Source organism: Microcoleus sp. Pol1C5, assembly GCF_036701115.1.
In the GTDB taxonomy this organism is placed as follows: Bacteria; Cyanobacteriota; Cyanobacteriia; order Cyanobacteriales; family Microcoleaceae; genus Microcoleus.
This window is the reverse complement of the sequence record NZ_JAUBQE010000005.1, coordinates 22,374-42,419: the sequence shown is the minus strand read 5'-3', so window position 1 is coordinate 42,419 and position 20,046 is coordinate 22,374. Positions and strand designations below refer to the sequence as shown.

Sequence of the window (20,046 nt, the reverse complement as noted above, 5' to 3'; positions counted from 1 at the left end):
ATCCACGCACTCCGAAAAAAAAGGTTTTTTTATCAACTCTGTGGATAACAACAATGATTTATTTTAGTTTACTTAAACAATTATTCAATTCTCCTACCAACCATTCTTTCTCAGCTTGCGGCAAAAATAAGCCAAAACAATAGTTACGCGACTTGGCGCGAATCCGGCAAAAAGTAATCGATTTTTTGAGCAATGGCAGATGAATTCCGCTCAACTTTACCCGCTGGATATCTTGAGGAGTGATTTGAATTGGTCTAGTGAATCGACGAAAATCAGTCCTCCACAAGCACCTACACAACCACATCAAAGCATAAAATAGGGTAAATGTTGTTATAGCCAGGAATGATATAACTAAAAATCGCCCATATAATGTAAGTAGCCAATCGGTTGTAGTGTATTCACAAGACAAGCTAGATAGAACAAATCCCAGAATCAAAGAGAATGGAAGTAAAAATTTATAACTCAGATGAATGAACGGGAAAAACCATTTGAGCTTGCTAGGTGAACGCTCGGGGTGTATCTTGATTAATAACCACCGTTTAGTGTCAATTAAAGTAATTCGGGATTGGGGCGATCGCTTAAACATTTTGTCGGGATTATTCCCGCTTGGCTGTTCCCCTCGCAGCGCTGACAAAGCATCTTTTGCTGAGTTAAATCGATCTTCAATTGCAGGTTCAATTACCTTCTCTAACCAGTCGGCAAACTCTGAAGAAATAGAGACGATCTCGCGGAATTTTACCTTCAGCTTTTCTCTGGGCAAATCCGATGGAAATTTCTGGGTTAACAAGAAAAGCAGCGTGGTTCCCAATCCATACAAATCTGTTGACAATACAGCTTTTCCTCTGAATTGTTCTGGTGCCATGTAACCGTAGGTTCCGACAACGGTACTGCCTCCAGTAACGGTATGATGGTAAGTATTTTGAACTGCGCCAAAATCCACTAGGAAGACTCGCCCATTTTTTTGCAGAATAATATTTTGAGGTTTAATATCTCGGTGGATAGTAGCAGGTAACAGCGATTGCAGGTAAGTTAGAATTTCTAGCAATTGATAGGCGATATGACGCACTTGCGCTTCATTTGGTTTCCAGCCATTTTCTATCCACTGTGCGAGAGACTTTCCCGGTGCGAATTGTTGGGCGATATAAAAACAACGATCTTGAGAAGTATCAACTTGAAAGTAGTCAATGTAGTGAGGAATTCCCGGATGATTCAATCCCGATAAAGTTTTTGCTTCTCGTTCAAATAACTCGATTTTCTTCCATTCAGTTGTCAGACGCAGGGATAAAGCTTTGAGTGCAACTTTTTGATTGCTGTTTAAATCTACAGCAGCATAGGTGATTCCAACTCCACCCTGTCCTAATTTGCCGATAATGCGATATCTTTCAGCAATGATTTTTTCCGATTGTTGTAGTGTTTTCATATTTTTGTGCGTGAGTTGATTGTGGATGATTAGTAGGTTGCACCGCGAGATATGAGTATTTTGGCTGCTGCTTCTCCGTCGGGGTTCCAGTTGGTTTCTGCTATCTTTAGGGGCGTGTCGCCATAGCAGTTTGTAGCGTTGATTGTTGCACCTTTAACAATCATTAATTTTAAGATTTCTACAGTGCCATAATGTGCGGCTTTGTGCAGGGGAGTTGTGTCACACTTATCTCTATTATTAACATCTGCACCGTTTTTAATTAGCAGTGCAGCAATATCATTGTGTCCGATCGCGATCGCTTGATACAACGGAGTTTGACCGTTCTCATTTCTAACGTTAACCCTTGCGCCATTAGCAATTAGCAGTTCAGCGATATCTTGAGAGCCTTGAGCAACAGCAAGATGCAGGGGAGTTTGAAGCAAGTTATTTTTGGTATTAACGAATGCACCTTTGGCAATGAGTTGTTTGGCTACATCCTCAAGTTTGAAATCGACAGCGATATGCAGTAAAGTTCTGCCTTCTTTGTCTTCACTATTAACATCTGGGTTTTTACTAATTAGCAGCGCCACTGCATCCTGAAGTTTCAGGTCTACGGCGATATCCAGTGGAGTTTTTCTTTGATTATCCTGGATATTAATTTCTGCACCTTTAGCAATCAGCAATTTTAAGATTTCTACAGTGCCATAATGTGCGGTTTTGTGCAGTGGAGTTGTGCCAGATCCATCTATATTATTGACATCTGTACCGTTGTTAATTAGCAGTGCAGCAATCTCATTGTGTCCGATCGCGATCGCTCGATACAATGGAGTTTGACCGTTCGCATTTCTAGCGTTAACCCTTGCGCCATTAGCAATTAGCAGTTCAGCGATATCTTGATAGCCTCGATCGACAGCAAGATGCAGGGGAGTTCTTTTTTCACTATCCAGAATCGCCACATTTGCACCGTCTTTAATTAGCTGTTGTACCAACTCCTTAAAACCTATTTTGGCTGCATTATGTAATAAAGCTGTACTCTTGCCATTTCGGGCATTGTCTTCTTTAATGTTAATTTTTGCGCCTGCGGCGAGTAGTATCTTTGCTATTGCCTTCGATCGCGCCGTATGTAGAGGAGTCAAGCCATTTTTGTTTTTGGCATTGACATCCGCACCTTTAGCAATCAGCAACTTGGCCATTTCAGGCGATCGGGCAAAGAACAGAGGAGTTCTATTAAAATATTGACTTCCTGTCCGGGCGTTAATATCTGCACCTTTAGCAATTAGCGTCTGTGCCACTTTTATGCGATCGAAGATAGCAGCGATGTGTAATGGGGTACCGCCATGTGTACCCTTAGCGTTGACATCTGCACCTTTGGCAATTAACAATTCTGCCACCTCTTTTGAGCCAGCAAAGTGTAGTAAATTCTCACTGCCTATCCTGCTATTGGCACTAATACCAAGATCCAGATAATGCCTAATAGTGTTAGTATCTCCCTGGCTGGCAGCCTCGACAACTGCATCGGGGGTAAATCCAATCCGGTTGAGGAGCGGATATTTAAAGTGATTTAAAACAGCAACAGTAGCAATAGCAGCAATTCCTATTTTGAGGCGTTTTTCCCATTGCATCGAGCGATCGGATTTAACGCTACATATTCGAGGATTGCGAAGCAATTCAAGCGCTTCTTTTGCAGAGTTAAAGCGGTTTTCTAAATCGGACGCGAGCGTTTTTCCTAACCAATCGGCAAATGCTGAAGAAATCTGAATTTGAGAGCGAAAATCTTTCTCTAGTATATTTGTTGGTAATTCGGCGGGGGAACGGTGGGTTAGTAAATACAACAAGGTCGCTCCTAAACCATATAAATCTGTTGCAGGTACGGCTTGTCCGAGAAATTGTTCTGGAGCCATATAACCATAGGTTCCAACTACGGTACTTCCTCGCATTAAAGTATTGTAATAAGTGTTTTGCACTGCTCCAAAATCTACTAAGCAGACTGCCCAGTCTTTTTCTTTGTGGGAATCGCTCGGCGATTTGAAAACAATATTTTCTGGTTTAATATCCCGGTGGGTCACAGGTGGTGTCTGTGAATGGAGATAAACTAAAATCTCCAAAATTTGTGTGGCAATGCGTTGAATTTCTGGTTCACTAGCGTGCCAGCCATTTTCGACTAAACTGGCTAGAGATTGCCCTTGGGCCAGTTCTTGTACTATATAAAAACAACGGTTATCGGGAGTATCGACATAAAAATAATCCAAATAACGCGGAATTCCCGGATGATTCAATTTTGATAAAACATTGGCTTCTCGTTCAAATAGTTCCAGGACTTTCCAGTCATTCATCTTCTGTAAAGACAAAGCTTTGAGTGCGACTCGCTGGTGTGTTTGGAGGTCAACGGCTTCATAAGTTGTGCTACTACCGCCTTCTCCGAGTAGCTTTTTAATTTGATAGTGTTTGACTAAGTTATGGGGAATTTGTTCAAGAATATCCATAGCATTATCCTGGGTTGATGAGTATCAACAAACATTTTGTATTTTGGTTTTTAAAACCCAAACTTTGAAAAATTTATGCAATGTAAATTGAGTGTTTGAGTATATTTCAAACAAGTCAATAGAAAAGTCAATGACGGACTCTGTATATTTGCTTAAATTTCAATTACCGTATTTCTATGGAGAGCTTACCCAGAATTTTGGAGTGTCATATCACCTTTGGCGAAAATTTACGTACGGGATATTGATCGTAATCGAGCCGATAATCATAGCCGACGCGATCGTAAATGCCTGCAAGCAATTCCGGCAAATTAACAATAGGTTCTACATCTTCTTCGCGCAAAGGAAGTTGTCGGTCTTTTTGAGATGCTAGCCAACGTTCGTAGGCTTCTCTATCGCCACTTTCTCTCTCAGCGCCCTCTGCGTCCTCTGCGGTTAATCAAAAAAAGTAGTGATTTTGGATACAATTCCCGACTCAACAGTCGATCGAACTCCTCAATTTTCGATGCGGATCTAAAATTCACCTAAAGTTCGACGCCCTTTGGCAAAACCCTTCCTAAGATAGAAGTTGGGGGACGATCGGTCTCGTAGCCGGTTCAGGAGCAAGTGTCAAGGACTCCATCTAACCCAAATCTAGAGCCGCAAGACAGGGAGGACATCAAAATCATGGTAAACGCGCCGACAGGGGAAACCCGACTGGGCCCGATGGATCAGGTGCAAGCCTTAGACCGCGATTGCACAACCCTATCTCGTCACGTACTCCAGCAACTTCACAGCTTTTCAGCAGATGCTCAAGATCTCAGCGCCCTGATGAATCGCATCGGACTAGCTGCCAAGCTGATCGCGAGGCGGCTCAGCAGAGCCGGATTAATGGCAGATGCCTTGGGGTTTACAGGGGCTACGAACGTGCAGGGAGAATCCGTCAAAAAGATGGATATCTATGCCAATGAAGTGTTTATCTCGGTATTCCAGCAAAGCGGACTTGTCTGCCGCTTGGCTTCGGAGGAAATGGAAAAACCCTACTACATTCCCGAAAATTGTCCGATCGGGCGTTACAGTCTGCTCTACGACCCCATAGACGGTTCTTCCAATCTTGACATCAATCTCAATGTCGGCTCAATATTCAGCATCCGCAAGCAAGAAGGGGACGATGAAGACGGTTCTGCTTCCGACTTGCTGCAACACGGACACAAACAAATCGCGGCCGGCTACGTGCTCTACGGCCCGAGTACCATGCTGGTTTATTCGATCGGTCAGGGTGTTCATTCCTTTACCCTCGATCCCAGTTTGGGCGAGTTCATTCTAGCTAACGAAAACATTAAGGTTCCCGATCGCGGCCCGATTTACAGCGTTAATGAAGGCAACTTCTGGCAGTGGGAGGAATCTTTGAGAGATTACATTCGCTACGTACACCGCAGCGAAGGCTACAGCGCCCGGTACGGCGGGGCTTTGGTGGGAGATTTCCACCGCATTTTATTCCAGGGAGGCGTGTTTTTGTACCCCGGAACGGTGAAAAAGCCGGAAGGCAAATTGCGTTTGCTCTACGAATCGGCTCCCTTGGCGTTTTTGATGGAGCAAGCCGGCGGGCGCGCCAGTACCGGTATTCAAGACATCATGGATGTAGTGCCGACCAAGCTGCACGAGCGATCGCCCTTGATTATCGGCAGTAAAGAGAATGTAGCGATGGTCGAGTCTTTTATTCAAGATCGATCGCGCAATCCTAGAACAGTCCAAGGGTGAAGGAAAAGGGAAGTTCGGCAACTAGCAATGTACGGGATGTAACGGATGTAACGGATGTTAGGAAGAAGGAAGAGGGAAGAAGGAAGAGGGTTTTAACTTATAGCTTTCGACTCCCAATTACCAATTCCCCATTGCCAATTTTCAATTACCAATTTTCAATTTTCCATTTCCAATTTCCAAGTCCCAATTAACAGCTATCAAATTGTAGGAGTTACAGTAATGACAGCAACGTCAACGAATCACCTGTTAGAAATCAAAGAAATTGGCCAAAGTATCTGGATGGACAATTTGACTCGCGATCTGATCGAGTCCGGCGAACTCAAACAGATGATTGAAAGTAGGGGACTGCGAGGGATTACATCTAATCCGGCTATTTTTGAGAAAGCGATCGCGGGTAATGTGATTTACGACGCGGATATCGAAGCGGGCATCCGGGCGGGTAAATCTGTCATGGAGATTTACGAATCTCTGGTATTTGAAGATATCCGCAACGCTTGCGACATCTTCGCCCCAGTTTACGCCGAGTCAAAGGGTTTGGACGGTTACATTAGCATTGAAGTGCCACCGACGATCGCCAACGACACAGAAAGCACGATTAGCGAAGCCATGCGCTATTACCAAGCCCTCGGCAAAGAAAACGTGATGATTAAGATTCCGGGAACCGCTGAAGGTTTGCCCGCAGTCGAGCGAGTCATCAGCGAAGGCATTAACGTTAACGTGACTTTGCTGTTCTCGGTTGACAGCTACGTCGAAACCTTCTGGGCTTACATTCGCGGTTTGGAAGCGCGGGCGGCTAAAGGTTTGGATGTGAGCAATATTGCTTCTGTTGCCAGTTTCTTCTTGAGCCGGATCGACATCAATGTCGATGGCAAGATTGACGAGAAACTCAAAAATGTCACAGATATTTCCACAAAAGCTAGACTGGAAGCGGTGAAGGGGAAAGTGGCGATCGCCAATGCGAAGATAGCTTACCAGAAGTATAAAGAGATCGTAGCGAGCGATCGCTGGCAAGCATTAGCGGCTAAAGGAGCGAAAGTGCAGCGCTTGCTGTGGGCTTCCACTAGCACCAAAAACCCCAACTATAGCGATGTGATGTACGTCGATGAATTAATCGGCCCCGACACCGTTAACACTTTGCCACCGAACACCGTTGAAGCTTGTTTCGATCACTGCGATGTCGCACCCCGGATTGAGAACAACGTTGAAGAAGCTTACACCCTGATCGAAAGTCTCAAAGATCCCGACATAGACATCAACTTGGACCAAGTGATGGCAGACTTGCTCATCGACGGGATTGAGAAATTCGTCAATCCGTTCCAATCCCTGATGGATTCCTTGCAAGAGAAAGTCCAGAAGTTGTCACCCGTCGCTTAGGCAGATATCTGTATCCTGAAAGGCAGAAGCATTTAGGAATCGGAGTAGATAATTATTTGGGTTCTTAAAGGCTGAGTTTTAAATCCTCTCTAGGAATTTTGAGATTAATTGGTGTCAGAGTTCCTAGAGAGCAAAATCATCTGCCTCCTCTAGCAGTATTAAGAATCGATTAACTCTCTCACCCAGCAACTAGCAGAAATGACCGCAAACTATCATGATGTCTTAGCACGGTTAACAGCACTAGAAAAAGGAAAGTAAATGGTAACGCTACTTGAAAATCCACTGCGGGTCGGTTTGCGAAAAGAACGAGTGCCGGAACCACAAATTCTGGTAATCTTCGGAGCTTCTGGGGATCTCACCCAGCGCAAACTGGTACCTGCCATTTATCAGATGAAGCGCGATCGGCGCTTGCCACCGGAAACTACCGTGGTGGGAGTAGCCCGCCGCCCTTGGAGTCACGATTACTTCCGAGAGCAAATGCGCGAGGGCATTGAAGAATTTGGCGGCGGCATTGGCAAAGAAGAATTTTGGCAAGATTTCGCTCAAGGTTTGTACTACTGTCCCGGCGACATTGACAACCCGGAAAGCTATCAAAAACTCAAAGCTTTCTTAGCGGAACTCGACGAAGAAAGGAGAACTCGCGGCAATCACATATTTTATCTCTCAGTTTCTCCGAACTTTTTCCCAGAAGCAATTAGGCAACTGGGCGCGGCTCAAATGTTGGTTGACCCAGCAAAACACCGCTTGGTAATTGAAAAACCCTTCGGCCGCGACTTGAGTTCGGCAAAAGCTCTCAACCGAGTCGTGCAGCAGGTTTGCCAAGAACAGCAAGTTTACCGGATCGACCACTATTTGGGTAAAGAAACTGTTCAGAATTTAATGGTGTTCCGGTTTGCTAACGCGATTTTTGAACCGCTGTGGAATCGGCAATTTGTCGATCACGTACAAATTACAGTTGCAGAAACAGTAGGCGTAGAAGACCGGGCCGGTTACTACGAATCCTCTGGGGCGTTGCGGGATATGCTGCAAAACCACTTGATGCAGATTTTCTGTCTGACGGCGATGGAACCGCCGAACTCGCTCGACGCTGACAGCATCCGCACCGAAAAGATGAAAGTTCTGCAAGCAACTCGCTTGGCAGATTTGAATAACTTGGAGTTCTCAGCGATTCGGGGTCAATATTCCGCAGGTTGGATGAAGGGGAAACCGGTGCCGGGGTATCACGATGAACCGGGGGTTGCTCCGAATTCGACAACGCCGACTTTTGTGGCGATGAAGTTTATGATTGACAACTGGCGCTGGCAGGGAGTGCCTTTCTACCTGCGAACCGGCAAACGGTTGCCGAAAAAAGTTAGCGAAATTGCGATTCAGTTCCGCGAAGTTCCGCTGCTAATCTTTCAGTCCGCGGCTCAACAAACTACTCCTAACGTTTTGACTATGCGCGTGCATCCGAACGAGGGGATTTCGCTGAGGTTTGAGGCGAAAATGCCGGGGCCGGATTTGCGGACGCGGACGGTGGATATGGATTTCAGTTACGGTTCTTCCTTTGGGGTGACATCTTCGGATGCTTACGATCGCCTGTTAATTGATTGTATGCTGGGCGACCAAACTTTGTTTACCCGTTCTGATGAAGTGGAAGAAGCTTGGCGGGTGGTAACGCCGGCGCTGATGGATTGGGAATCGTCCAACGAACAGGAGTTGGTTCCTAAATACGAAGCGGGTACTTGGGAACCGGCGGAAGCAGAACTGCTAATTAACAGAGACGGCCGCAAGTGGCGCAGACTTTAAGAGTCATTAATCAGCAGTCTTTAGTTTATTGGTCAGGATTAGCCATTATTGATTAGCTAAAAACCAATGACTAAGAACCAATGACTAATGACTAATAACAAATAACAAAGGAGAAAAGATTTATGACGATGACACCGATGAAAGCTCCGCCTCTGGTTTCGCTGCAAAATCCTAAAGATGTGTCGATCGACCAAATAGAAGCCGAATTGAGTCAAATTTGGGAAAGTTACAGAGAATCTGGTTCAAAGGGCGATTCTCCGATCGCTAGTAGGGCAACAACTTTTACTTTTGTAGTCTACGAACCCGAAGAAACTCAGCGGTTATTAGCGGATCTGGGGTTTTACGAGGGGCCGGTGGACGGTATTACCGGGCCGATGACGGCATCTAGCATCAGGGCGGCTCAAAAAGCTTACGGGCTGCCGAGAACTGGCAAACCTAACGCTGAATTGCTGGCGACTTTGCGGGAAGAAGTGGCTCGCAAAAATTCAAAAGGCGAGGAGATGGGATCGAGTGGTTTGGGTTCCGGGGGATCGGGCGTGGCTGACGCGATCGTGGCTGCCAATCCCTGCCGGATTATTGCTCTGTGCCCGACGGCGGGGGAAGATACGGGCGTGCAGGCTCAAGTCGCTGCTTATTGTCCTGTCCACAAGCGCACCACCGGCAATCTGATCTGCTGCGAGTATATTACGCTCCGGGGTACGGAAGCTGCGCTGGAACGGGTGAGCGCCATCGTGACGGCGCTGACGATCCCGGATTTGCCGACGCTGCTGTGGTGGAAGGCGAACCCGGATGCCGATCGAGGTTTGTTCCAGCGGCTGGCGACAATTAGCAGTTCTGTGATTGTTGACTCTAGCAGCTTTGCCGAGTGTGAAGCGGAATTGCTGTTGATGCAAAGTCTGATCGAGGAGGGAATTCCGATCGCGGATCTGAATTGGCGCCGGCTGGCTGCGTGGCAGGAGTTGGCTGCTGAGGCTTTTGACGCCCCGGAACGTCGCGCTGCGATTCGGGAAATCGATCGGGTGACGATCGATTACGAACAGGACAATTCTACTCAAGCGCTGATGTATTTGGGTTGGTTGGCGAGCCGGCTTCAGTGGCGTCCTGTTGCTTTCAAACAGGAAGAGGGCGATTACCAAATCAAGCGAATTAAATTCGCGGGGCCGGACGAACGGGTTGTAGAAGCGGAGTTGGCTGCTATTCCTACTGCTGATACGGGCGATGTCCCGGGCGATTTGATTGCTCTGCGTTTGAGTTCTACGAACGAGAAGGCTGACTGCGGTACGGTTCTGTGTTCGGAAGTGGGCGGCTGTATGCGGATGGAAACGAAGGGTGGCGCTCAAACCGATCGGTTTAACCAGGTGAGTCCTCTGTTCGATCAGGTAACGGAACAGTTGCTGGGCCAACACTTGCTGAGTTGGGGCCGGGACGTGCTTTACGAAGAAAGTTTGGCAGTAACGGCTCAAATGCTGAAGTTAGCTAAGCGGTAAAAAGAAGTTCGGCAACGGATTGTGTACCGGATGTAACGGATGTAACGGATGGATGGAATCAGGAGAAAGGAGAAAAAAATAAGCAAGACGGATTGAGTTAATATTCAGTGGGGCAGGCAATGTCTGCCCTACTTTTATTCTTCTCTTTTCTTCCTTAGCGCTCTTGGCGTCTTCGCGGTTCGTTAAATAGTTATTATTTGAGCGGTTGGAGAGCAATACTCATAACTTTATCAACTGTCTATTTTTATGAGGAAAGATTGCCTAAATCTTTGATTGATACAGAAACCGCAGATGCAAGGCAGATTAACACAGATAAACGCAGATAATTTCCTGATTGGAAAGCGACTTGGGCAATCTTATCTATTATTTATTTTAACTAACTAGAACTATGGCTTTAGTAATTGCTGGCGAACGCAGCGGTGCGGGAAAGACGACTGTGACGATCGCTCTTTTAGCTTATTTAATCCGTCGCGGCTTGAATGTTCAATCTTTTAAGGTAGGCCCGGATTACATCGATCCGATGTTTCATGCTTTTGTCACGGGTCGCCCCTGTCGGAATTTAGACGCAATATTAACCTCTGAATCTTATGTAAAAAAGTGTTTTTCTCGTCATATTCAAGATGTCGATTATGCCTTAGTTGAAGGGGTAATGGGCTTATTTGATGGAGTGAGTCGAAAAACTCAGGAATCACGAAGCCACGACACGGATTTTGACACGGATACACGAATTAACTATCGAAAAGAAGAAGGCAATTATGATTTTTCTTTTGCTTCTACGGCTCATGTTGCTTATTTGCTAAATGTGCCGGTATTGTTTGTGATAGATTGCAGCAGGCTCTCTGGTTCTGTGGCTGCGATCGCCCACGGTTTTCGTTCTTTTAACCCTGACCTTAAATTCGCTGGTTTGGTGCTGAATCGGGTGGCGAGCGATCGACATTTGGAGTTGCTTCAAGATGCTCTCAAACCGCTCAATTTACCTATTTTGGGCGTTTTGCGTAGGGATGAGGCTGTTACTATTCCCGATCGACATTTGGGGCTGATTCCTGCTGAGGAGTTGCCAAATCTTCATGCTGCGATCGATAAATTAGCTGATTTGGCTGCTGTTAGTTTTGACTGGGAGCAACTTTTGCCTTTGTTGGCTGCAACTCGAAATGGGGGGCGTGAGGGGTCTGAGCAACTTTTGGGTAGACACAATCTCCCTTCCAAAATTGTAACTAAAAAAGATGATGTTGTCAACAGTTTGGGAAAACAATTTGGAGTGAGGATTGCAGTTGCGCGCGATCGGGCTTTTAATTTTTACTATCAGGACAATCTTGATTTGTTGGAAGAGTTGGGTGCGGAGTTGGTATTTTGGAGTCCCCTTGATGATTCGGTTTTTCCTGACAATGTGCAAGGGTTATATTTTGGCGGCGGTTTTCCCGAAGTGTTTGCTCAAAAATTGAGCGGTAATGTTTTAATTCGGGATGCGGTAAAAAGTGCGATTTTTTCGGGAATGCCGACTTATGCGGAGTGCGGCGGTTTGATGTATTTGTGCGATTCTATTGTAGACTTCGATGGCAATTCTTGGCCAGGGGTGGGAGTGTTGGAAACTGCTGCTGCGATGGGAAAGCGTTTGACGCTGGGATACAGAGAAGCTGTGGCGGTGAGGGACAGTTCGGTGTTAACTGCTCTTGATCAGGTTTGGGGACATGAGTTTCATCGATCGCATTTAACTGTGGAACCGAGTAATCCAGTTTATCACAGTTGGAGGTATGGGAAGCGGGGGGAAGTTGAGGCGGTTGCTGAAGGTTGGGCAGTTTGTCAGGTACACGCTTCTTATTTGCATTTGCATTGGGGTGCTCGGCCTGATATTCCGGCTCGTTTTTTGCAGCAGTGTGCTGATTTTGATTGTAAGGGTGTTTTGGGCGATCGATCTCAATTAATATCTTTTTAACGAACGGCGAAGACGCAAAGGACACGTTCGGCGAAGCCGTTCCCGAAGGGTAGGAGGAGAAAGAAGAGGAAGCCGAAGATAGGTAATGTCTGTAGCGCTTTGGCAATAAATCAATTCAGTTTTTTGGGAAGTCGAAAAGCCTGTTCCTGGCTGCGCCCAGAGTCTAAATAAAGCGGTCTTACTATTTATATTAGAATATTGATAACGGATCGAGCTAGGGATGTTGGGATTTATGAGCGAATCAATTTCGACTAAGCAGTTGTTTGCACAATGGGTGACACCGGAAAATTTTCGGCGTTACGGTCAAGTTATCTTTGCGGCAATTGATGGCAAGTATTTCGATGCTGAGGATGCTCAGTTAAATTTGCAAAATGGTATTCCTAGATTTTACATTATGCGGCTGCACGAGAAAGGTCGCAAGTTTGGCAAAATAACGCGGCACCTTCAATGTACTCAGTGTTTGGGTTCTTTGGAAGGGAAGGATTGGTTGATGGCGGTTGCGCCTCCTGGAGATAGCTATAAACCGAGTTTAGAGGATATGGCTGCTTTTCGGATTCCGGGCAATTGTTTTATTAAGTTAGATGTCGGGACTTGGCACGCTGGGCCGTATTTTGATGCGGATTTTGTTGATTTTTACAATCTGGAATTGAGCAATACTAATGTGGTTGACCATTTTACCTTTGATTTTGTAAAAAATCACAATCTGGAGTTTGAGATTGTCTGAGTTAGGCGATTTGTAGTTGCGCTTTCTTCTTGGTAATTATTGTGAGAGGTTTGTTGTTTGAGTAAGATTTTTTAACCGCAGAGGGCGCAGAGGACGCAGAGGAGGAGAAGGAGGGGGTTCGCAAGTGATTGGGGAATGCTTTTGGTCTTACTAGGCTGAATCGAAACTACGAAGGATCAAGTTTAAAACTTTTAAATTTAGGTGCAATCTTTATGTCTGAGCAAAAGTATAGCATTGTTCTGCGCCAATGTCGTTTGTTAGGTGCGGGCAACAGCCAAACAGTGGATATTGCTATTGATGGGGACAAAATAGCAGCCGTATCGACGCAGATTTCCGAATTGGGAGAATCCGAAATTGATGTTGGAGGCAAATTAGTTACTCCTCCTTTTGTGGAGTCGCACATTCATCTCGATTCGGCTTTGACTGCGGGGGAACCGCGATGGAATCAAAGCGGCACTTTGTTCGAGGGAATTCAAATCTGGGGGGAACGAAAGCAAAGTTTAACTCTGGATGATGTCAAAAAACGGGCTGTTGAAACTTTAAGGCTGCAAGCGTCTCAAGGGATTTTGTTTGTCAGGAGTCACGCTGATGTTAGCGAACCGACGCTGACTGCTTTGCAAGGACTTTTGGAAGTTCGAGAACAAGTCAAAGATTGGATGACTCTGCAAGTTGTGGCTTTTCCCCAAGACGGGATTTATGGAAGTCCAGAAAATGACAAACTCTTAGAGAAATCTCTGGATATGGGTGCGGATGCTGTGGGCGGAATTCCGCATTATGAGTTGACGCGGGAAGATGGGGTGAAGTCTGTTGAACGAATTTTTGAACTTGCGGAAAAATACAATAGATTAATAGATGTTCACTGCGATGAAATCGATGATGAACAGTCGAGATTTTTGGAAGTTGTAGCAGCTTGTGCGATTAGAAGCGGGGCTGGTTCGCGGGTGACGGCTAGCCACACGACGGCTTTCGGTTCTTATAACAATGCTTATGCTTTTAAGCTGATGGGAAGTTTGGTAAAATCGGGAATGAATTTCATCGCCAATCCTTTAATTAATATCACTCTGCAAGGCCGCGCTGATACTTATCCCAAACGCCGTGGAGTTACGCGAGTTAAGGAGTTATGGCAACAGGGATTGAATGTGAGTTTTGGTCACGACTGCGTGCAAGATCCTTGGTATAGTTTAGGTACGGGAAATATGTTCGATGTCTCTCATATGGCGGTTCATGTTTGTCAGATGACGGGAATGGCTGAGATTGCAGCTTGTTTTAATATGGTGACTGTCAACGGTGCTAAAACTCTCAATCTGGGAGATGATAATTATGGGATAGATGCGGGTAAACCTGCCAATTTGATTGTGTTGGATGCTGAGGATTGTTTGGATGCAATTAGGAGGCGCGCTGCGGTTAGGTATGTGATTTCGCGGGGAAAGTTGCTGGCGGAAACGGCACCTCCTAAAATTATTTTTTATCCTATTTGACAAACAATATTTAAAGCTGTTAAATTGTGAATCAAGGTGCTATTCCCGATGAGAGTCCGAGAAATTTGCAGGAGCAACTTCTGTTGCAAGATGCTAAGGCTGGTAATTGCATAGTAATTCATTGCGGTACAGATAGATTGTTGGGGGATGCACCGAGACTTATTGCTGTTTATGGCGGTAATTCTGAAGATTGGGATAAAATGACAAGTATTGAGGCTTTTGAAATTAATGGAGCTTCCGTACAAGTCCATTGGTTTCGGAACAGTCAGACTCTTCAAGATGTGGAGTTTAAGTTCAAGCGACAGTATCCCAAAACAGCCCCTAAAAATCTGTAGGTAATCAAGTTATGAAAATTCGTTGTATTGCTAATACGGGTGAATCTCTGCCTGAAACATATATAGATCCGCCACGCGGTTATACTAGAAAAGTTGAGTTGCCACTAACTATAGGCAAGGAATATGTTGTTTATGCTATCCGAGAATGGAAAGGCACTATTTGGTACTACATCTGCAATGATAATTACAGCTATTATCCTATCCATAATCCGGCACCGCTGTTTGAAGTGGTTGACAGTAGGGTTTCTAAGTATTGGCGGTTTGAACTTTCGCCCAATGGTTTGTTAATGATAGCGTTTGAGCAGTGGTTTACTGACCCTTATTTTTATGATAAGCTGACGGATCAGGAAGAGGCGGAGGTTGAGATTTTTGAGAAGGTTAAGGAATTGATGGATGCTGAGGATTTTACTTTGCCTGCGCTGGATGTTGCCGTTGATAAGTTGCGGGAAACTGTCAGTGTTTGAGTTAAAGACAAACATCGAAGCGGAGTGAGTTCATAAAATCTGCTAAGCAAGCAGACAGAAAAAAGGTAAAAATAGTTGTATTCGTAGGTGGAGACGACCACGAGAACATTTGTAACTCCTGCTTCTACACGCCTGATATTTAAAGCTCCATGACAGCATCAAATTTTATGAATGATAAATTTAAACCACTAGACCGCGATGATGATGTTTTGTTGTTCGATAACAATAATACATTTACAGTAGCGAAATTCAAGGATGTAGTTAGTAAAGAATTTACGGAAAAATTTTTAAATATTTATCCCTGGAAAGTTAGGGGTGGTACTTCGGAAGAACGTGCTGATATAAAACCCGAGTTAAATAAAATTCCCTTCGATTCCGAACGTTATATGTGGAACAGTGAAATACACTGGGAAGGTAAAGGAGTAAGCTGTAAACTTCTCAAAGTTGGTTTTGGAGGGTGGCAGGAAGGAACAGTAAGAGTGCAGGCAAGAATAGTAAATTCATATTATGAAAATTACGATCCTCAAAAGTATAAGAAAGCTGTTATTGATATATGTATAGAGTTCTGTCCCGATCAACCAACTGAACCTATATCGCCTCTAGATGATATCAGACAATCCGAGGAATACAAAAAACAGCTCGAAAATAACTAACAGCCCGATCGCGATTACAATACAATAATCGATCGCACTCCGACGCACTTCTAAGGGAAAATAGAAAAATGACAAATATAGAAGAATATGTCGATCGCACCGCTGAACTGATAAACTTACCGTTAGACCCGGAACATCGTCCAGGCGTTGTGGTAAACTTCGAGAGGATAGTTGCGATCGCCCGACTCGTTACTGAGTTTCCTTTACCCCCAGAAGTAGAAGTCGCGCCGGTGTTTGAACCTTAGATTTTTAACCGCAGATGAGGGCAGATGAACGCAGATGAACGCAGATGTTTTTTAGATAAGGCTGATGCGGTTGCTACGGCAGCGGCGGTTAAATGTGGTAAGGTTACGGCTACAGTGGCGGTAAATGCTGCTTTGGAACGGATTGCTGTTAAGGATAAAGCTTTTAATTGCTTTACTGCAATCACTGCATCAAGCGCACTCGCAGCAGCCGAAAAAATAGATAATTCCATCGCAAATAACGAAAACCCAGGCCCTTTAGCAGGCGTTCCCTTCGCAGTCAAAAACCTGTTCGACATCGGCGGAATTACCACCCTAGCAGGGTCAAAAATCAACGCTGACAATCCTCCGGCTACCCAGGACGCAACGGTGGTCGCCCGACTAAAACAAGCCGGGGCTGTGCTCGTAGGTACTCTCAACATGGACGAGTACGCCTACGGTTTCGTCACGGAAAACAGCCACTACGGCCCGACTCGCAATCCCCACGATACTACGCGCATCGCCGGCGGTTCCAGCGGCGGTTCCGCAGCAGCAGTCGCCGCCGGTTTTGTACCCTTCACTCTCGGTTCTGATACTAACGGTTCCATCCGCGTACCGGCTGCTTTGTGCGGTGTCTTTGGGTTTAAGCCTACTTACGGCCGCTTGTCGAGGGCTGGCGCTTATTTATTTTCGGGTAGTTTGGATTGTGTGGGACCGTTTGGGCGATCGATCAGAGATATGGCGCTGCTGTACGATATCCTGCAAGGCCCTGATTCTCGCGACCCAGTTTGCACTCCACGCCCGCCTGAACTTTGTTCGCCGCAGTTAAATCAAGGTATCGAAGGATTGCGAATTGCTGTTGCTGACGGCTATTTCGCCACAGGGGCCGAACCAGAAGCAATGCATGCTGTAGAAATAGTTGCTAAAGCCTTGACAAATATATTGGATTGTGGTATCTACACAAAAAAAACAACAAACCCCCCAAAAATAGGGGGGCTTGCAACTGTCAGCATACCGGAATCCGATCGCGCCAGGGCTGCGGCATTTATCATTACCGCTTGCGAGGGGGGAAACTTGCATTTAGACAATTTACGATCGCGGCCTCAAGACTTCGATCCTGCCACGCGCGATCGCTTTTTAGCGGGAACCCTGATCCCTGCGACTTGGTACTTGCAAGCCCAGAGATTCAGACAGTGGTACCGCGATCGAATTCGCGAAATATTCCAACACACAGACATCATCCTCGCACCCGCAACCCCGATAGCTGCCCCTGAAATTGGCGTCGAGAAAATGGTAATAGCCGGACAAGAAATCTTAGTGCGTCCCAATCTCGGACTGTTCACCCAACCCCTATCATTTATTGGCTTGCCCGTTCTTTGCGTGCCCGTACAGCGGCCCGGCGCTTTGCCCTTGGGGGTACAAATTATTGGTGCTCCCTACAGCGAAGCGGTGATTCTCCGAGTCGCTGCGGTACTAGAATCGCAAGGCATTATATCTGCCGAATCAATTTAGTGCTAATAATTCTAGGGCTTGTTATTGCGGTGAAAGCGTCTCTTAGTCCTTCTGGCAATAGCTTTGCGCTTCTGCTTTTCCAACGGGGTTTCAAAGTGGCGGTGCTTTCTCATGTCGGGGAAAATACCCGCTTTGGAAACTTGTCGCTTAAACCGTCGTAGGGCTGACTCAATCCCTTCATTTTCGCCTATTACAACTTGGGTCATTATTTCTCCTTTTGTTCGTTAGATCAAGTTTTATCATATCAAGGTTTTTGGCCGCGCGACTTGTTGAAGGTCGGGCGATCGACCAAAACCCCAAAATTATAGCAAATCCGCTGCCATCACCGCTCTTGATTCTTTAGTTTGCACAGCCAGACTTTGTATGTCAAGGCGCGAATTAGATTCGCGCGGTTGAATCAGTTTGGGCTATCAACTGATTTTCCTGCCGCAGGTAAGCTTGAATAAACGGGTCTAATTCGCCGTTCATCACATCTGCGATGGCGGTTGTTTCCACTCCTGTACGCAAATCCTTGACCATTTGGTATGGGTGAAAAACATAATTGCGAATTTGGTTGCCCCAAGCCGCCTCCACCATATCGCCGCGAATCTCGGCAATTTCCGAAGCCCGCTGTTCCTTAGCAATCACCAACAGCCTAGCCTTGAGTAATGCCAAAGCTTTTTCCTTATTTTGCAACTGACTGCGTTCTTCAGTACAGCGGACGGCCAAACCGGTAGGAAGGTGAACGATGCGGACTGCGGTTTCTACCTTGTTAACGTTTTGCCCGCCCTTGCCGCCCGCGCGGGAAGTCGTGATTTCCAAATCCTTTTCGGGAATGTCCAACTTGACGGATCGATCGAGAATTGGCATCACTTCGACGCCTGCAAAACTGGTTTGGCGCTTGTCATTAGCATTAAAAGGCGAAATTCTGACCAAGCGGTGAGTGCCTTTTTCCGATCGCATATAACCGTAAGCGTAGCGGCCGACAATTTCCAAAGAAGCAGATTTAATACCTGCTTCCTCTCCCTCGGAAATTTCCATTAAATGTACTTTGTAACCTTGACTTTCCCCCCAGCGGGTGTACATCCGCAGCAGCATTTCGGCCCAATCTTGAGCATCTGTACCGCCGGCCCCGGCGTTAATTGTCAAAACGGCGCCGCCTTCATCGTAGGGCCCAGATAGTAATTGTTGCAGTTCCCACTGGTCGAGTTCGCGGGTTAACTGAGAAAGACTCGATGAGGCTTCTTGGAACAGGGACTCGTCGGCTTCTAACTCCAGCAGTTCTAAAATAGCTTTAGCATCTTCCAAGCTACTTTGCCAGCCGCGATATTGTTCTAAATGAGATTTGAAGTCATTGAGTTCTTGGAGGGTTTCTTGAGCTCGATCTTGGTCGTCCCAAAATGCTGGTTGGGCGCAGATTTGCTCTAAGTCTTGAATTTTGGCTGTAAGTGCGGGGATGTCAAAGATAGTCCTGGGTTGTACCCAGTCGATCGGACAATGTTTCGATATTGTGTTTGATGTCTAGAACTTCCACTGTGAGTTCTCCTAGTTGTGGGGTGTATTTTTAAGTTTAGCTGAAATTGGGATATTTCAACAAACAAAATGTTATTGATTCTTCCTGATTAGATATAGTGCGAACCCGTTGAATTAAAAACTTTACCCCATTAAAAATTCAAAATTCAAAAAAAGTTGCTATAATCTAAAATCAGGTTAACGAGTTCGATGGAAGTTAACTGCCATGATTTCCCCAGAATTAAAATTAAGCTTGCCGTCCACCGAAGACCTGCCCTGTTCGGACGATACTCCTGTGGATAACGAAGACCAGAATCTGCTGCCGAACCTATTGTTGTTTGTCCTGACCAGCATTTGGTCCGATCGCATGGATTGGTACTTTGGGGTGGATATGGCGGTGTATCACACGACGGGAATCAGTCCCAAAGTGCCTGTCGTCCCCGACGGGTTTCTCAGTTTGGGGGTGGAGCGCCGAAAAGGAGGCAAATCTCGCCGCAGCTATGCTGTCTGGGAAGAAAACGAGGTTGTGCCGATCTTAGCATTGGAAATGGTGTCTCACAAACCCGGTGGAGAGTACGACGAGAAAATGTCGATTTATGCCGGGTTAGGGGTTTTGTACTACATTATTTACAACCCCGAATTTTGGCGGCGCGATCGGCATCAACCGTTTGAAGTGTACAAGCTGATTGACGGGCAGTATCGGCAGCAGATTGGCGAACCCTATTGGATGCCAGAAGTGGGACTGGGCCTAGGGCGATCCCAGCAAGTTATTGGGGGCATCAAGCAAGAAATTTTGGTGTGGTCTGACGAGTCTGGAAATGTCTATCCCCTGCCGGATGCAGGAATGCAGCAGATGCGGGAGGAGTTGAGGGTAGAACGACAGCGAGCCGAACGCCTAGCTGAGTATTTGCGATCGCAAGGGATCGATCCTGATAACCTACCTGAAATCTAACTTGAAATGCGATCG

At 46.0% G+C, this 20,046-nt stretch carries 18 protein-coding genes; 13 read left to right on the top strand and 5 right to left on the bottom strand.

All coding sequences use genetic code 11. The features are described from left to right. Positions 1–58 precede the first annotated feature (58 nt). From QUA23_RS04205 to QUA23_RS04195, 3 genes are all read right to left on the bottom strand, one after another. The gene (locus QUA23_RS04205) at positions 59–1,420 is read right to left on the bottom strand and encodes a serine/threonine-protein kinase (RefSeq protein ID WP_333074177.1); all 1,362 of its coding nucleotides are present in this window, start codon (positions 1,418–1,420) and stop codon (positions 59–61) included. A gap of 29 nt (positions 1,421–1,449) precedes the next feature. After that, entirely contained in the window at positions 1,450–3,882 is a 2,433-nt protein-coding gene (locus tag QUA23_RS04200; RefSeq protein ID WP_333074178.1) for an ankyrin repeat domain-containing protein, read from the bottom strand. A gap of 205 nt (positions 3,883–4,087) precedes the next feature. Beyond that, entirely contained in the window at positions 4,088–4,222 is a 135-nt protein-coding gene (locus QUA23_RS04195; protein ID WP_333038323.1) for a DUF4058 family protein, read from the bottom strand. A gap of 323 nt (positions 4,223–4,545) precedes the next feature. On the opposite strand from QUA23_RS04195, the gene fbp reads away from it, so the two are divergent. From fbp to QUA23_RS04135, 12 genes are all read left to right on the top strand, one after another. Continuing rightward, positions 4,546–5,619, top strand: a complete 1,074-nt coding sequence (fbp, locus tag QUA23_RS04190) for a class 1 fructose-bisphosphatase (protein ID WP_333074228.1) — start codon at positions 4,546–4,548, stop codon at positions 5,617–5,619. 219 nt (positions 5,620–5,838) lie between these two features. Then, a complete protein-coding gene (tal, locus tag QUA23_RS04185; protein ID WP_333074179.1) occupies positions 5,839–6,993 on the top strand; it encodes a transaldolase in 1,155 nt (384 codons plus the stop codon). Positions 6,994–7,251: 258 nt separating this feature from the next. Next, positions 7,252–8,781, top strand: a complete 1,530-nt coding sequence (gene zwf, locus QUA23_RS04180; RefSeq protein WP_333074181.1) for a glucose-6-phosphate dehydrogenase — start codon at positions 7,252–7,254, stop codon at positions 8,779–8,781. 122 nt (positions 8,782–8,903) lie between these two features. Beyond that, a complete protein-coding gene (gene opcA / locus QUA23_RS04175) occupies positions 8,904–10,268 on the top strand; it encodes a glucose-6-phosphate dehydrogenase assembly protein OpcA (RefSeq protein WP_333074183.1) in 1,365 nt (454 codons plus the stop codon). A 388-nt stretch (positions 10,269–10,656) separates the two neighbouring features. Then, entirely contained in the window at positions 10,657–12,201 is a 1,545-nt protein-coding gene (locus QUA23_RS04170) for a cobyrinate a,c-diamide synthase (RefSeq protein ID WP_333074184.1), read from the top strand. A gap of 232 nt (positions 12,202–12,433) precedes the next feature. Next, the gene (locus QUA23_RS04165) at positions 12,434–12,925 is read left to right on the top strand and encodes an ureidoglycolate lyase (protein WP_333074186.1); all 492 of its coding nucleotides are present in this window, start codon (positions 12,434–12,436) and stop codon (positions 12,923–12,925) included. A 212-nt stretch (positions 12,926–13,137) separates the two neighbouring features. After that, the gene (gene codA, locus QUA23_RS04160) at positions 13,138–14,403 is read left to right on the top strand and encodes a cytosine deaminase (RefSeq protein WP_333074188.1); all 1,266 of its coding nucleotides are present in this window, start codon (positions 13,138–13,140) and stop codon (positions 14,401–14,403) included. Between the two features lie 26 nt (positions 14,404–14,429). After that, entirely contained in the window at positions 14,430–14,738 is a 309-nt protein-coding gene (locus QUA23_RS04155) for a hypothetical protein (RefSeq protein WP_333074189.1), read from the top strand. An 11-nt stretch (positions 14,739–14,749) separates the two neighbouring features. Continuing rightward, positions 14,750–15,202, top strand: a complete 453-nt coding sequence (locus QUA23_RS04150; RefSeq protein ID WP_333074191.1) for a hypothetical protein — start codon at positions 14,750–14,752, stop codon at positions 15,200–15,202. Positions 15,203–15,369: 167 nt separating this feature from the next. Beyond that, positions 15,370–15,855, top strand: coding sequence for a KGK domain-containing protein (locus tag QUA23_RS04145; protein ID WP_333093760.1), 486 nt, complete (start codon positions 15,370–15,372; stop codon positions 15,853–15,855). Between the two features lie 68 nt (positions 15,856–15,923). Further along, the gene (locus QUA23_RS04140) at positions 15,924–16,100 is read left to right on the top strand and encodes a DUF4089 domain-containing protein (protein WP_333074193.1); all 177 of its coding nucleotides are present in this window, start codon (positions 15,924–15,926) and stop codon (positions 16,098–16,100) included. Between the two features lie 24 nt (positions 16,101–16,124). Next, entirely contained in the window at positions 16,125–17,588 is a 1,464-nt protein-coding gene (locus QUA23_RS04135) for an AtzE family amidohydrolase (protein ID WP_333074195.1), read from the top strand. 11 nt (positions 17,589–17,599) lie between these two features. Here QUA23_RS04135 and rpsU read toward each other — a convergent pair whose 3' ends face one another. Further along, positions 17,600–17,794, bottom strand: coding sequence for a 30S ribosomal protein S21 (rpsU, locus tag QUA23_RS04130; protein ID WP_006632476.1), 195 nt, complete (start codon positions 17,792–17,794; stop codon positions 17,600–17,602). A 172-nt stretch (positions 17,795–17,966) separates the two neighbouring features. Next, positions 17,967–19,101 (bottom strand): peptide chain release factor 2 gene (gene prfB / locus QUA23_RS04125; RefSeq protein ID WP_333074197.1). Its coding sequence is split into 2 segments (ribosomal slippage): positions 17,967–19,028 and positions 19,030–19,101, totalling 1,134 coding nucleotides; the frame shifts between segments, so codons are not numbered across the junction. Positions 19,102–19,305: 204 nt separating this feature from the next. Here prfB and QUA23_RS04120 point away from each other — a divergent pair. Continuing rightward, positions 19,306–20,031 carry a Uma2 family endonuclease gene (locus tag QUA23_RS04120; protein ID WP_333074199.1) on the top strand — a complete coding sequence of 242 codons (726 nt, stop codon included), beginning with the start codon at positions 19,306–19,308 and terminating at the stop codon, positions 20,029–20,031. The last annotated feature ends 15 nt before the right edge of the window (positions 20,032–20,046 follow it).